18 protein-coding genes and 1 pseudogene are annotated in these 12969 nt (G+C 39.7%); 13 read left to right on the top strand and 6 right to left on the bottom strand.

Features of this window, described 5'->3' with window-relative positions; genetic code table 11:
* The first annotated feature begins 10 nt into the window (after positions 1 to 10).
* From MKY20_RS23670 to MKY20_RS23650, 5 genes are all read left to right on the top strand, one after another.
* Entirely contained in the window at positions 11 to 403 is a 393-nt protein-coding gene (locus tag MKY20_RS23670; protein WP_341003199.1) for a hypothetical protein, read from the top strand.
* A gap of 101 nt (positions 404 to 504) precedes the next feature.
* Positions 505 to 651 (top strand): hypothetical protein, encoded by a 147-nt coding sequence (locus MKY20_RS23665; protein WP_252245775.1) that lies wholly within the window; start codon positions 505 to 507, stop codon positions 649 to 651.
* 37 nt (positions 652 to 688) lie between these two features.
* Positions 689 to 952, top strand: coding sequence for a hemolysin XhlA family protein (locus tag MKY20_RS23660; protein WP_252246294.1), 264 nt, complete (start codon positions 689 to 691; stop codon positions 950 to 952).
* A 13-nt stretch (positions 953 to 965) separates the two neighbouring features.
* Positions 966 to 1232 (top strand): phage holin, encoded by a 267-nt coding sequence (locus MKY20_RS23655; protein WP_284521290.1) that lies wholly within the window; start codon positions 966 to 968, stop codon positions 1230 to 1232.
* A 124-nt stretch (positions 1233 to 1356) separates the two neighbouring features.
* Positions 1357 to 2046: an N-acetylmuramoyl-L-alanine amidase family protein gene (locus MKY20_RS23650; protein ID WP_341003194.1), complete on the top strand. Its 690-nt coding sequence runs from the start codon at positions 1357 to 1359 to the stop codon at positions 2044 to 2046.
* A 16-nt stretch (positions 2047 to 2062) separates the two neighbouring features.
* Here the strand turns inward: MKY20_RS23650 and MKY20_RS23645 are convergent, their stop codons facing one another.
* Positions 2063 to 2200 carry a hypothetical protein gene (locus tag MKY20_RS23645; protein WP_341003192.1) on the bottom strand — a complete coding sequence of 46 codons (138 nt, stop codon included), beginning with the start codon at positions 2198 to 2200 and terminating at the stop codon, positions 2063 to 2065.
* A 181-nt stretch (positions 2201 to 2381) separates the two neighbouring features.
* Here MKY20_RS23645 and MKY20_RS23640 point away from each other — a divergent pair, with 181 nt between their 5' ends.
* Positions 2382 to 3386 carry a DUF3231 family protein gene (locus MKY20_RS23640; protein ID WP_341003191.1) on the top strand — a complete coding sequence of 335 codons (1005 nt, stop codon included), beginning with the start codon at positions 2382 to 2384 and terminating at the stop codon, positions 3384 to 3386.
* A 37-nt stretch (positions 3387 to 3423) separates the two neighbouring features.
* Here the strand turns inward: MKY20_RS23640 and MKY20_RS23635 are convergent, their stop codons facing one another.
* The 4 genes and pseudogenes from MKY20_RS23635 to MKY20_RS23620 all read right to left on the bottom strand — a co-directional run.
* Positions 3424 to 3642 carry a hypothetical protein gene (locus MKY20_RS23635; RefSeq protein ID WP_341003189.1) on the bottom strand — a complete coding sequence of 73 codons (219 nt, stop codon included), beginning with the start codon at positions 3640 to 3642 and terminating at the stop codon, positions 3424 to 3426.
* A gap of 95 nt (positions 3643 to 3737) precedes the next feature.
* Positions 3738 to 4004, bottom strand: a complete 267-nt coding sequence (locus tag MKY20_RS23630; RefSeq protein WP_341003187.1) for a hypothetical protein — start codon at positions 4002 to 4004, stop codon at positions 3738 to 3740.
* A complete protein-coding gene (locus MKY20_RS23625) occupies positions 4001 to 4276 on the bottom strand; it encodes a hypothetical protein (RefSeq protein WP_341003186.1) in 276 nt (91 codons plus the stop codon). Before MKY20_RS23625 ends, MKY20_RS23630 begins: the two co-directional genes overlap by 4 nt.
* A 150-nt stretch (positions 4277 to 4426) precedes the next feature.
* A pseudogene (locus MKY20_RS23620) lies at positions 4427 to 4879 on the bottom strand (hypothetical protein); the annotation flags it as partial.
* 249 nt (positions 4880 to 5128) lie between these two features.
* Here MKY20_RS23620 and liaF point away from each other — a divergent pair.
* The 3 genes from liaF to MKY20_RS23605 are packed head-to-tail and all read left to right on the top strand — an operon-like array spanning position 5129 to position 7641.
* Positions 5129 to 5953 carry a cell wall-active antibiotics response protein LiaF gene (liaF, locus tag MKY20_RS23615; protein ID WP_251174433.1) on the top strand — a complete coding sequence of 275 codons (825 nt, stop codon included), beginning with the start codon at positions 5129 to 5131 and terminating at the stop codon, positions 5951 to 5953.
* 6 nt (positions 5954 to 5959) lie between these two features.
* Positions 5960 to 7006, top strand: a complete 1047-nt coding sequence (locus tag MKY20_RS23610; RefSeq protein WP_009331416.1) for a sensor histidine kinase — start codon at positions 5960 to 5962, stop codon at positions 7004 to 7006.
* Positions 7003 to 7641 (top strand): response regulator, encoded by a 639-nt coding sequence (locus MKY20_RS23605; protein ID WP_009331415.1) that lies wholly within the window; start codon positions 7003 to 7005, stop codon positions 7639 to 7641. Before MKY20_RS23610 ends, MKY20_RS23605 begins: the two co-directional genes overlap by 4 nt.
* 192 nt (positions 7642 to 7833) lie before the next feature.
* Here the strand turns inward: MKY20_RS23605 and MKY20_RS23600 are convergent, their stop codons facing one another.
* A complete protein-coding gene (locus MKY20_RS23600) occupies positions 7834 to 8346 on the bottom strand; it encodes an antibiotic biosynthesis monooxygenase family protein (protein ID WP_341003182.1) in 513 nt (170 codons plus the stop codon).
* Between the two features lie 304 nt (positions 8347 to 8650).
* Between MKY20_RS23600 and hemE the strand changes: the two genes are divergently transcribed.
* The 4 genes from hemE (at position 8651) to MKY20_RS23580 (ending at position 12912) form a co-directional block, all read left to right on the top strand.
* Positions 8651 to 9697 (top strand): uroporphyrinogen decarboxylase, encoded by a 1047-nt coding sequence (gene hemE / locus MKY20_RS23595; RefSeq protein WP_019381432.1) that lies wholly within the window; start codon positions 8651 to 8653, stop codon positions 9695 to 9697.
* A 126-nt stretch (positions 9698 to 9823) separates the two neighbouring features.
* A complete protein-coding gene (gene hemH, locus MKY20_RS23590) occupies positions 9824 to 10756 on the top strand; it encodes a ferrochelatase (RefSeq protein ID WP_009331409.1) in 933 nt (310 codons plus the stop codon).
* Positions 10757 to 10786: 30 nt separating this feature from the next.
* A complete protein-coding gene (hemY, locus tag MKY20_RS23585) occupies positions 10787 to 12226 on the top strand; it encodes a protoporphyrinogen oxidase (RefSeq protein WP_217026621.1) in 1440 nt (479 codons plus the stop codon).
* Between the two features lie 113 nt (positions 12227 to 12339).
* The gene (locus MKY20_RS23580; RefSeq protein WP_009331405.1) at positions 12340 to 12912 is read left to right on the top strand and encodes a TetR/AcrR family transcriptional regulator; all 573 of its coding nucleotides are present in this window, start codon (positions 12340 to 12342) and stop codon (positions 12910 to 12912) included.
* Positions 12913 to 12969 lie beyond the last annotated feature (57 nt).

Genomic DNA, 12969 nt, shown 5'->3' with positions numbered 1-12969 from the left:
AGGCGTTTAAATGATTGAACGTATTACTATTCAGAACCGCCGTTTTATGACCGGTTTTGAACTTGATTATACGAATGAAGCCGTTAAGGTAGGAGAGGGAACACTCGATTCCTTCGCCCTTCCGGCGGTTGAGTTTGACTTGTACTACGATAGCACAATGCCAGTCCTTCACGACTTGTACATCGTTGAAGACGGTGAGGGCTATGACTACCGGCTATTAGTGACGTACCTGGGCGGGGACACCCTCGCATTCTACGACCAGGACGGCAAGCTATTCCATCGGCTAATTACTGTGAAAACGATGCCTGATGGCTCATACAGTGGAGATTTCGTTTACATCGAGCCTAGAGTAATCGAGGTGATTGATGATGGTAAAGTTGAATCCCGTAGTGAAACGTCCTAATCCGGAGGAGTCTAAACCGGAGAACCTGCAGGAAAGGGTTAATGAGTTAGAAACAAAAATTGCCGAACTAGAGGCGAGACTTAATGAAGGAGGTGAAATGAGTGGATCCAAACCAGCTGCCAATTGACATGGATTTAATTGTCGACACATTAACATCAAGAATTGCAAAACTTGAGAGAGAGAATGCTGTATTGCTTGCTCAGCAAGATGCGCTAATAAAAATAATAGAAGAAAAGAAAGAAGCCTAATAGGGCTTTTTATTTTGCCTTCAAGGGGGGATTGTGGGTGACACAGGAGGCGGGCACATTGGATATTTGGCAAGAGTCAGTTAGAAAAGATATAGAGGATATGAAAGGTGATATTCGCCGATTGCAGGATAAGACATTGCTGCAAGATCAGTCCATTCAGAATATCCAGGGTGATTTAAAGGAGATAAAAGAGGATACCAAGTGGCTTAAGCGTACTATTACTACTGCTCTAATTACAGCTACAATTGTCGCCATTGTGGGTGGTAGTATAGCAATTGTATTTGAGGTATTTAAAGCATAAGGAGGAAATTAAAATGATTAATTGGAAAATACGATTTAAAAATCCTGTGTTTCTCTCACAGCTATTTCTCGCATTCTTTGCTCCAATACTCGGATATTTTGGTTTGACGGCACAGGACCTCACTACTTGGGGTTCTGTTTTTAATTTGTTAACTGGTGCAATTTCAAATCCTTATGTTTTGTTTTTGATTGTGGTAAGTGTTTGGAATGCCTTAAATGATCCAACAACAAGGGGTATCGAGGATAGTCAACAAGCTAAACGATATCAATGGCCAAAATAAGCTGCCCTTCAGGGGTGGCTTTTCTTATGTCTTGAAAGGGGTGATTGTCATGTAGGAATGAAGGACAGGAGTACAAGCAGTTAAATATAAACGGGAATAAAAATAATATTAGAGGTGATTAAACATGGTAAAAGTATTTATTGACCCAGGACACGGCGGAACAGATCCAGGTGCAATTGGAAACGGACTACAAGAAAAGAATTTAACACTTCAAATTGCCACACGTATTAAAGATATTCTGACCCTTGAATATGATAATGTTTTAATCCGGATGAGCCGGACTGGAGATCAAACTGTATCCTTATCTGAGCGCACGAATGCTGCCAATGCATGGGGAACTGATTTCTATCTATCCGTCCACATTAATGCTGGTGGGGGAACTGGATATGAAGATTATGTTTATCCAGGTATTGGGGCACCTACCACCACATATCAAAATAACATACATGCTGAAGTAATAAAGCTGGTTGATTTTAATGACCGTGGTAAAAAGCAGGCAAACTTCCATGTCCTTCGGGAATCAAATATGCCTGCGTTGTTAACTGAAAATGGATTTATCGACAATGATAATGATGCAGCTAAATTAAAATCAAGTACCTTTATTGAAAATCTTGCCCGCGGCCATGTGAATGGAATTGTGAAGAGCTTCAATCTTCCTAAAAAGAACTCAGCTGTTTACCACACTGTTGTATCTGGTGATACTGTTTACTCTTTAAGCAGAACTTATGGAAGCACTGTGCAGCAAATTAAAGATTGGAATAACCTTGATGACAATTACACGATATATGTTGGACAGGTACTTCGAGTAAAATAAGCATAAGAAGCCCTTCTCACTTAAGAGGGGCATTTCTTTCGAAATTATGTATTACATCATAAAAATCAAAGTCATATTCTTCTTCTGGTGTGGTCTCTAATTGCTCTGAATTACTGTCAGTGTCTTTTCTTAACCAACCAAAGAGTTTATCCATTTACTCACCTCGGAAACATTTTGTATTATTGTGTTCCCGAATTATAAAAAAATACATAAAAAGCCCTTCTCGATGGAGAGGGGCTTTAATAATATTTTTACCTCATCTATATCCTCCCATTAACTTTTTCAATATTTATAACACCTACTGAATTGGTAAATGATATTCAAGAGGTGATAATATGGAAAATAATAAATTAAAGCTCACATCTTCCGAGATAGGTACACTATGGGGAGAATATGTGAACGGTACAATGACAGATGTTGTTAATAGATATATGGTTTCAATTATTGATGACGAGCAAATTAAAGCCATTTTTGAGGATGCTATTAAGACATTCGGAAAACAAAAGCAACAAATCGTATCCTTTATACAGAGTGAAGGGTTTCCCGTTCCAATTGGATTTAATGATTCTGACCTCTTCAAAGGTAAACAGAGATTGTTCACGGATATATTTTGCTTGAATTATTTACATATCATGACGTTACATGGCTTGCTAGGACACAGCACTGCATTAGCTGTTTCTGTTAGAAAAGACTTAAGGGATTTTTACGATTCCTGCAATAACGATGCAAAAAAGATGTATCACCAAACAATTGAGTTATTGCTTGAAAAAGGAAATTTCCAGAGAGATCCTTTATTTTATCCTGCTAAAAACCCTGAATTTGTTTCCAGTCAAGATTTCACAGATGGATTTTTCGGAAAGGGTAGAAAATTAGCAGCGACAGAAATCATAAGTATATCTTTTAACCTTAAAAAAAGCATAATGGCTAAAACCCTTTCTATTGCATTCAGTCAAGTCGCTCAAACAAAAGAGGTAAGAAAGTTTTTAACCGATACAGAGAAAACATCTGATGGTCAAATAAAATCATTTTCAAAAATCATGCAAGCGGATAACTTACCCGTTCCAAAATCTTGGGAAACAGAAGTGACAACATCAACGGACTCTCCTTTCTCCGATAAGTTAATGTTGTATCATATTGGTTTCTTGTTTCAAGCTGCTCAAAACTATCATGGGGCAGGTTTAGCATCAGCCATGCGAACAGACCTTGTGACCGCTTATGAAAGTACAATTCTAAAAAACCTTATAGTAACAAAGAAATGGTTTAATATTATGGTACAAAATAAATGGTTAGAACAACCGCCACTTGCTCCTAATAGAAGTGAAATAGCAAAAGAAGTATAAAAATAAAAGCCCTTCTCACTCGAGAGGGGCTTTAATTTCAGTGCATTATAACATGATTAAATTGGTTAAACCACCTTTGGTTCCTCATGACAACATCCTCAAATTTTCCTCGATCTTCAATCTCACCTGGCGGCAGATAGTTACAAGCTGCATGTATAATCCCCTTGAAGGTTCCATCCATTACTACATCTACGCCCATCTTAAATTCTTCCATACAGACATGACAATGCGGATTAATATTATTCTTAGTCTTCAACTATATCCCTCCCTTTAGCTAATTAATTCAGCTGATAGGAGAAAAGTCCTTGTGTCGAATTTGTGAATAATAAAAAGACCTTCATACTGAAGGGCTTAAAATGGCAAATCATCTTCCGGTAAAACCGGCTCAATCTCTCTGACTATCTGCGTTATATCGTTTTCCTCATTCCAGGCCACTTTCTCTATAATAGTATTCCTTTGACCGTTTTCACATTTCTGCTGCTGGATCCACTCATATGCCACAACAGCCACTGCAAAATCGGGGTCTTTCTTAAATTCACTATCTTGTACAAAAAATTCACCGTTTCTAAATCCGCGGTTACCTTCCACATTCAGGATTGTTTGGATTACTACTTTCATTGACCAATTGCCTTTAAATAATCATCATATGTATTGGTGTTCACTTTAAATTCATGTTTGCATTCCTGGCAATGAAAAGTGAGTCTCTTTTTAGAGTGTTTCATTACAAAGGCAGAAATGATTAAAATAATTCCGATAGGTAGTCCGATGATCGTTACACAAGTGAAAATTCCTAATGCTAATATACTTTTAAATGCAGAAGCTGTACCCTTCACTTTATTTTCCCCGCATTGAGGGCAGTGAATGATTTGCTGACTTTTTGATTCGTTCATTTATTATTCTCCTCCTAAACCTACAAAATAAAACATTTTTAAGTTCATATTAGCATATTTAGAATGTTGCAAATGCAAAAAGTGTGTTGACCGAAGAGTGTCTTAATTTGTGGCCCCTTAAAAATCTGCTTTCAATAACTCTCTTTTGTAGGCGTTTGCCACGCCCAAAGCAGGCAATCCAACCCGGATGGCTACTGGGAGAAGTACTGCTCCCATTAATGCAACTGCAGGAGATGGCCAAAAAAACCATGAGATGACCATCATCAAAATCCCAATAGTCCAATAGGCGAGCGCTGGTGTCCTGATTAATTTGGTAAAAGGAGAGATCATGACATCATTGATTCCAGTTATGGTCAGTGTCCGGCTCATGGCGACAATTATCGAAATGACCAGTATGGTGGAAAGGAGTTCTGTAATGGCAAAAATAAAACTGGTAAAAATACTGCTGACTGAACTGCTTAAGGAGCCGGTAGCCGTTATGGCAATTAAAAAGATGCCTGCAATACAGACAAGGGTTGTATCTCTCCGCATAATCATGAAACCAATAATTAACAGAATAAAAAGAACATAAATCCAATGGATGGCTGTAAGTTCAACTCCCATCTATTTTCCCCCTTTCATAATTCCATAGAGAAGCGCCGATTTAGGCGAATCACCCGATTTGGAATGTAGTACAGAATATGATGGGAAGAAATAAATGGTGATATGAATTGCATCCGTCCGGAGGCGGAGGCTGAACCACTCTGCGGAATGTTTCGGTAAAACAGCTGAGTGATAAAATGAATATATTGAAGGAAAAGGTTTCTATTTTAGCGAATACAAGAATAGGAGAAAAGAAGGAAGGGAACGCCTATGAGATACAGGTCAGTTAATCAGATCATCTTCGCGGTAACTTTATCAGCAGTTGGAGTTTTGCTTCTCCTTATGAACATAGGTGTCATTTCCTTGGAAATAAAAGAGGTATTTGTCGTAATTTACCCCTTTATTTTATTGGCTGCAGGACTCCATTACCTGCTGTCATACATGTTGAAGAAAAGCCGGAGCGGAATGTTTCCCGGGTTATTTCTAATAGTATTTTCTTTTCTATTAATCCTTGATCGTTTTGAAGTAACTGAATTTAGGTTTATGGAAATATGGAAACTTTGGCCCCTGTTCCTTATTTTTTTCGGCATTAATATTTTATTGAAACGAGATCGTTTGAAGATTCATTTTGAACAGGATTTCCCAGCGGATATATATGAAAAAAACAAGGGTGCAGCGGAGAAGAAGGTTATTAATATATCAAAATACGAAAGCCCGCAGCCGCTTAAAAATATAAGAGGTTTTTCGATTGGCGATGTGGATTTTAAACAGCCAAATTGGTCTCTGGAGCCAATGGATTTATATACAATGATCGGTGATTATTTTATTGATTTCAGCAAGGCCTTCATCCCGGAGAAAGAGACATCTGTCATTGTAAGAGGGTGGATTGGGGATGTAAAAATGATCATACCTGAAAACATTCCCGTGATGATCCAGTCAAATATTAATATAGGGGACATTCGCATTTTTGATCAAAAGACAGGTGACATTAACCGCAGTCTTCAATATAAGTCGCCCGGTTACGATGAAGCATCAAGAAAGCTGAGAATCGCTGTACAAGTAAAAATTGGATCCATCCGGATCGATAAAGTATAGGGGTATATGATGAGAAAAACCGGGATCAGGTATTGGTTTGTACAGAGTTTTATTATGATGGCCATTATAAGTTCATTAATCTTTTTTGTCGGATTACAGGTGTATCTATTTTATAATCCTGAATCGCCAATGACGATAAAGAGCACCTTCTCGCTTTTTTTGTATGCTTTAACCATTTTACTTCTTACAGGAGCCTACTTTGGACTTAAGGGCAGCTACTTAATTAAAGGCAGGCTCGGTGATATTTTATTATTTGTTTCAACATTAAGGAGCGGCAAGTATGCTGATCGGATGGAATCCTATGAAAAAGATGAGATAGGGTTAATTTCAGATGAACTGAATCAGCTGGCGGAAAATATCCAGGAGCAGGTTTTTTCCATGCAGCGGCTAGCTGATGAAAAGTCTATCCTGGCACAAACAGCCCATTCAGCTGCTGTGATGGAAGAGAGACAGCGCCTGGCAAGGGATCTGCATGATGTAGTGAGCCAGCAGCTTTTCGCTTTGAGTATGATGTCTTCAGCTGCCCTAAGAGTTTTCGATTTAGATAGCGACAAAGCAAGAGAGCAGTTAAATGAAATCTCTCAAATCGCTGCTAAAGCGCAGGGGGAAATGAGGGCGCTTCTTCTCCATTTGAGACCCGTGCAGCTGAGTGATGACAGGCTATGCGATGGAATTATTAAGCTGATACAGGAGTTAAAGGCAAAGACAAACATCGATTTTAATGCAAGCATTGATGAGATTGAAAATCTTTCAAAAGCAGCGGAAGAGCATTTGTTTCGGATTGTGCAGGAAGCCCTATCCAATGTACTCCGCCATGCTGATGCAGGGAATATAAAAATAACCTTAACGGAAGAAGAAGATTACATTTATCTTTTTATTGCTGATAATGGAAAAGGCTTTAATCCTCATAAAGAGAGGATCACCTCCTATGGGCTGAAGACAATGAGGGAACGCTGTGAAGAAGTTGGAGGAATATTCAAAATACGTTCTAAGAAAAATGAAGGAACCTATATAGATATTAAAATTCCGGCAAAAGGGGAGAGGCTGAAATGATCAGTGTTGCTGTAGTGGATGATCATGAAATGGTAAGAAAAGGCATTATATCTTATTTGGCAACGGAAGCTGGAATAAAGGTAATTGGGGAAGCAGAAAGCGGAAATGAAGCTGTAAAGCTTGTACTCAATGAACGGCCGGAAATCGTTCTGATGGATCTGCTGATGGAAAATGGGAACGGAATTGAAGCCACAAGGGAGATTTTAAAAAGCTATCCTGGGTGCAAAATTATAATCATAACCAGCTATTACGATGATGAACAAGTTTTCCCGGCAATTGAAGCGGGTGCGTTCAGCTATATGCTTAAAACAGCAAATGCTGCCGAGGTTGTGAATGCAATTAAGAAAGCTGCACAAGGAGAGTCCGTTATTGAATCAAAGGTTGCGGGGAAAATGGTAAGCCGTTTTAGAGAAAAAGAAAAAAAGCCTCACGATGATTTAACTGAAAGGGAGTTTGATGTTCTGCTCTGCATTGGGGAAGGGATGACAAACCAGGAAATCAGTGAGGAATTGTTCATTGGCATCAAAACAGTCAAAACACACGTAAGCAATATCCTCAGTAAACTGGGTGTGACTGACCGTACTCAGGCAGCAGTTTATGCCAATCGAAATGGCATAATTAAAAGACAGGCATAGAGAAGGATGAGCTGCTGCAGCTCATCCTTTATTAAATTAAAAGAATGTATGAATTCTTAAGTTAGATAATTGTCTAGCTCCAGCGCCTACCCCCTCGAGGTCACAAGCCAATCCTCCCAAAAAGGCAAAGGACGCCTTTCCGGAAGGCTCGTCTTGTGCTTGTCGGGGGTGGGCAAGGCGCTTCCGCTTTTCTTATTTCTCTTCTTCAGGGATATAATATTGGGTCACATATGAAGGGCTGGAGAATATATTCGGTGTCTTATCGATGCCGCTTTCCGTCCCGCGTTTTTCATGTGCTTTTTCATATGCTTTGGAATTCTGCCAGTTCTTAAAGGATTTTTCATCCTTCCATAGTGTTAGAATGATATATGTGTTTGATTCAAGTGGCCGCAGAACCCGGATGGCCGTAAATCCCGGTTCATTTTCAATAAGTCCTGCCCTGTTTTTAAACCGGTGCTCAAAAAGCGGCCTGCCTTCATCTGTAACAGGTATATTATTCAGAACTGCAAATCCTGCATCATTGAATGTACCGGAAGAATCAATTACTTCATAGGAACGAGGTTCTTTAAAGATGGAGGCTCCTGCTGTTTCATGGATTAATAAGGCACTCTCAGTATTCTGCATTGCAACCATGTTTTCATTGGAGTGCTTTTTTTCAATTTTTTTCAAAAAATCGTAAGTTCCTCTTGCCATATATATCTTCATTTTTTCTCACTCCAATTGGAAAAGTTTATAGTGTTTTTTGAAAGTCATTTCAGTGAAAATATCATGCTGTTAAACATTTCATTCATTAATTGAAAAATTTTATGAGCTAATATCCTTACAATCTTTAATTTTCCCTTATTTAGATAGTTAAAAACGTCAATTTTTTGACATTTGTCCTTCAAATCTATACAAAAACAGAGAAAAAAGGATATAGTCATAAAGGATAGATACTGGCGATTTCTAATTTTGGTATATATATATTACAATAATACGCAGACAAGTCTTGAAAGGTGGATAAAATTTAATGACGAACTCATTTAACGATACATTTCTGAAGGCAGCGAGGGGGGAACAGACAGATTATGTTCCTGTTTGGTATATGCGCCAGGCTGGCCGTTCGCAGCCGGAATATAGAGCGATAAAAGAAAAATACTCCCTATTTGAAATTACACACCAGCCTGAGCTTTGTGCCTATGTTACTAGGCTGCCAGTAGAGCAATATAACAATGATGCTGCCATTCTTTATAAAGATATTATGTCACCTCTTCCTGCCCTGGGGGTTGATGTGGAAATTAAATCAGGAATCGGCCCTGTTATTTCAAATCCTATCCGTTCCATAGCGGATGTAGAAAAGCTTGGGGAAATCAATCCGGAAGAGGACGTTCCATATGTCCTGGAGACTATTAAGCTTCTTACTCAAGAGCAGTTGACTGTGCCTCTAATCGGTTTTGCAGGGGCTCCATTTACTATTGCCAGCTATATGATTGAAGGCGGACCATCTAAGAATTACAACAAAACGAAAGCATTCATGTATGCAGAACCTAAAGCCTGGTTTGCTTTAATGGATAAACTTGGGGAAATGACTATTACATATGTGAAATCCCAGGTCAAAGCAGGTGCGAAAGCTATCCAGATTTTCGATTCATGGGTTGGCGCCTTAAATGTGGAGGATTACCGCTATTTTATTAAGCCTGTAATGAATCGTATTTTCTCTGCCTTAAAAGAAGAGAATGTTCCGCTGATCATGTTCGGTGTAGGCGCAAGCCACCTGGCATTGGAGTGGCATGATCTGCCGCTTGATGTAGTTGGGCTGGATTGGAGACTTCCGATTCAGGAAGCAAGGGCAAAAGGCATCACCAAAACAGTCCAGGGCAATCTTGATCCGGCTATTCTCCTTGCACCATGGGAGGTTATAGAGGAAAAAGCAAAAGCTATTCTCGATCAGGGAATGGCCCAGCCTGGTTATATATTTAATCTTGGGCATGGTGTTTTCCCGGAGGTTAATCCGGACACATTAAAGAAATTAACTGCTTTTATTCATGAGTACTCTGCTTCCAAACTAAACAAGTAACCTTTAGGACAGCTTTGAGCAATGTCTGGTAAACCGATTGGCACATTGCTTGAGCATTAGTTTTGGTAATCAATTTAATTTTTGGCACAATAAGGACTGGATACAAAACTATTTGAGGTGGAAGACATGGGTAAAAAGACAGTTGGTTTACTTGTAATGGCTTATGGAACTCCCTATAAGGAAGAAGACATTGAGCGTTACTATACACATATCCGCAGGGGAAGAAAGCCTTCTGAGGAAATGCTTGAAGATTTAAGAAGCAGATATGAAGCGATTGGCGGAATATCACCGCTTGCAGAAATTACTAAAGATCAGGCTGAAAAACTTGAACAGCATTTAAATGAAATTCAGGACGATTATGAATTCAAAATGTATTTAGGATTAAAACATATTGAACCTTTCGTAGAAGATGCAGTTAGACAAATGCATGAGGATGGGATTGAAGAGGCTGTCAGCATTGTTCTTGCACCTCATTTCTCAACCTTTAGTGTAAAATCATATAACGGCAGAGCCAAAGAAGAGGCTGAAAAGCTTGGCGGTCCTGTTATAAAATCAGTTGAAAGCTGGTATAAAGAGCCTAAGTTTATCAAATATTGGGCTGATCGTGTAAAGGAAACATTCGATAAAATGCCTGCTGAAGAAAAAGATTCAGCTGTGTTAATTGTTTCTGCACACAGTTTGCCGGAAAAGATTCTGCAATCAGGGGATCCATATCCGCATCAGCTGCAGGAAACAGCTGACCTGATTGCCGTACAGGCTGGCGTCAAAAACTATGCCGTTGGCTGGCAAAGTGCAGGAAACACACCTGAACCATGGCTTGGTCCTGATGTGCAGGATTTGACAAGGGACCTTTATGAAAACAAGAGCTACAAGGCATTTGTGTATGCTCCTGTCGGCTTTGTTTCAGATCATCTTGAAGTGCTGTACGACAATGACTATGAATGCAAAGTTGTCACTGATGAGCTTGGTGCAAGCTATTACCGTCCAGAAATGCCAAATTCACAGCCAGAGTTTATTGATGCGATGTCTGATGCCATTTTTAAGTTGCTGAATAGATAAGCAAAAAATTAGAAAAGAAGGCGATTTACCGTGCAGGGAGAGAGACAGAAAGTTGTTGTTGCCGGAGGGGGAATTACTGGTCTTGCTGCAGCTTACTATCTGCAGAAGGAAGCCAAAGAAAAAGGAATGGCCCTGGATGTAAAGCTCATAGAAGCTTCACATCGTCTTGGCGGCAAGATTCAAACAATAACACGAGACGGTTTTGTGATCGAAAGAGGACCAGATTCCTTTCTGGCCCGTAAACAAAGTGCGTCCCGGCTTGCCAATGAAGCAGGGCTGGAAAAAGAGCTTGTGAGAAATACATCCGGTAAGTCCTATGTTCTTGTAAGACAGCGCCTATTTCCAATGCCGGGCGGATCAATCATGGGCATTCCTACACAAATTGCTCCCTTTATTACAACCGGCTTATTCTCTCCCGCAGGGAAGGCAAGAGCTGCGGCAGATTTTGTGCTGCCGCGCTCCGCTTCTTCCAATGATCAGTCACTGGGTGCCTTTTTCAGGAGAAGGCTTGGTGACGAAGTTGTCGATAATTTGATTGAACCGCTTCTTTCTGGCATTTATGCTGGCGATATTGATCAATTAAGCCTTATGGCCACCTTCCCGCAGTTTTATCAGGTTGAGCAGAAGTATAGAAGTTTAATTCTGGGAATGAAAAAGTCCACAGGCTCTCACCCGAAACAAGCCGCAAACCGCAAAAGCAAAGAAGGGATGTTCCTTACTTTCAAATCGGGGCTTCAATCGCTTGTCGATGCCCTAGAGAGCAAGCTTGAACCTGGAACTGTATTAAAAGGCCATCGAATTGAATCGATCAAGAAGACTGGCAGAAGCTATACAGTTGAAATGAATGGCGGAGAAAACCTTCAGGCAGATTGCATGGTTATGGCTGTTCCCCACCATGCTCTGTGCAGCATTTTCTCTGGCTGGGGACTTTTTGGGCAGTTCAAAGACATGCCTTCCACTTCTGTGGCAACTGTAGCGCTGGCTTTTCCTGAGCAAGCGATTGAGAGGGATATTGACGGAACCGGTTTTGTTGTTTCACGCCATAGTGATTACACCATTACTGCATGTACCTGGACACATAAGAAATGGCCTCATTCGACCCCAAAAGGAAAAGTGCTTCTGCGCTGTTACGTTGGCAAAGCCGGTGATGAAGCAGTGGTGGATCTGTCAGATGACCAAATTGTTAAAGTTGTACTTGATGATTTAAATAAAACAATGAATATTAAAATGAATCCGGACTTTGTTTATGTAACAAGATGGAAGGATTCAATGCCGCAGTATACTGTAGGACATAAAGAACGCGTCGGGCTGGCAAAGAAACAGGCACAGGAAAAGCTGCCGGGCATTTTTCTGGCAGGAAGTTCATTTGAAGGTCTTGGCGTTCCTGACTGCATAGATCAGGCAGAAGAGGCAGTTCGAAATGCAGTTGAATACTTGCAAAGCAACAAGCAAAAAGCTGTCCGTGTGTGACAGCTTTTTATATTGGATCATTTCAGCTTGCTTTTTCATTTAGAGTATGGTAAATTTCTTTTTGTACTAATGACCAAATTGTTCATTTAGTCATTTTCTAAAGAGGTGAGTTCATGTCAGCAGATCGGAAACAGCAAATTATTGAGGCTGCCACTAAATCATTTTCTCTATTTGGATATAAAGCAACCACTATGGATCAAGTTGCAAAGCTTGCAAATGTTGGAAAAGGCACTATTTATAATTTCTTTAAAAATAAAGAAGAGCTGTTTGATGAAATTATCCATACGCTCATTATGGAAATGAAAAGCGCAGCTGATGAAGCGCTTGATCCTTCTTTGCCCTTTCATAAAAATGTTCATCGGGGTTTGTATAAAATACTTGAATTCCGCATGAAGCATCAGCTGACAATCAAGCTTTTCCAGGAAGCAAAGGAAATGGGAACTCCTGCTGTTACAGATGTAATTGGGAAAGTAGAGGATGCGATATTAAGTTATTTAAAAGACAAAGTCACACAAGCGATTGAAAAAGGAGAAATCCGGAAATGCGATCCGGAACTGACATCTTTTGTGATGCTGAAGCTTTATATTGCTCTCATATTTGATTGGGAGCAGCGTCATGAACCTTTGGAAAAAGAAAAAATAGCTATGCTGTTTGAACAATACATTATGAAAGGATTATCGAACTAGATAGTCCTCTATTTTTTCAGAGAAATGACCGAATGGGGAAATTAGTCATTAAGTTAT

It is taken from the genome of Cytobacillus sp. FSL W8-0315 (assembly GCF_038002905.1).
Classification (GTDB): Bacteria; Bacillota; Bacilli; order Bacillales; family Cytobacillaceae; genus Cytobacillus; species Cytobacillus pseudoceanisediminis.
Note: the sequence above shows the minus strand (reverse complement) of the source record. Positions and strands in the feature narration are given on the sequence as shown.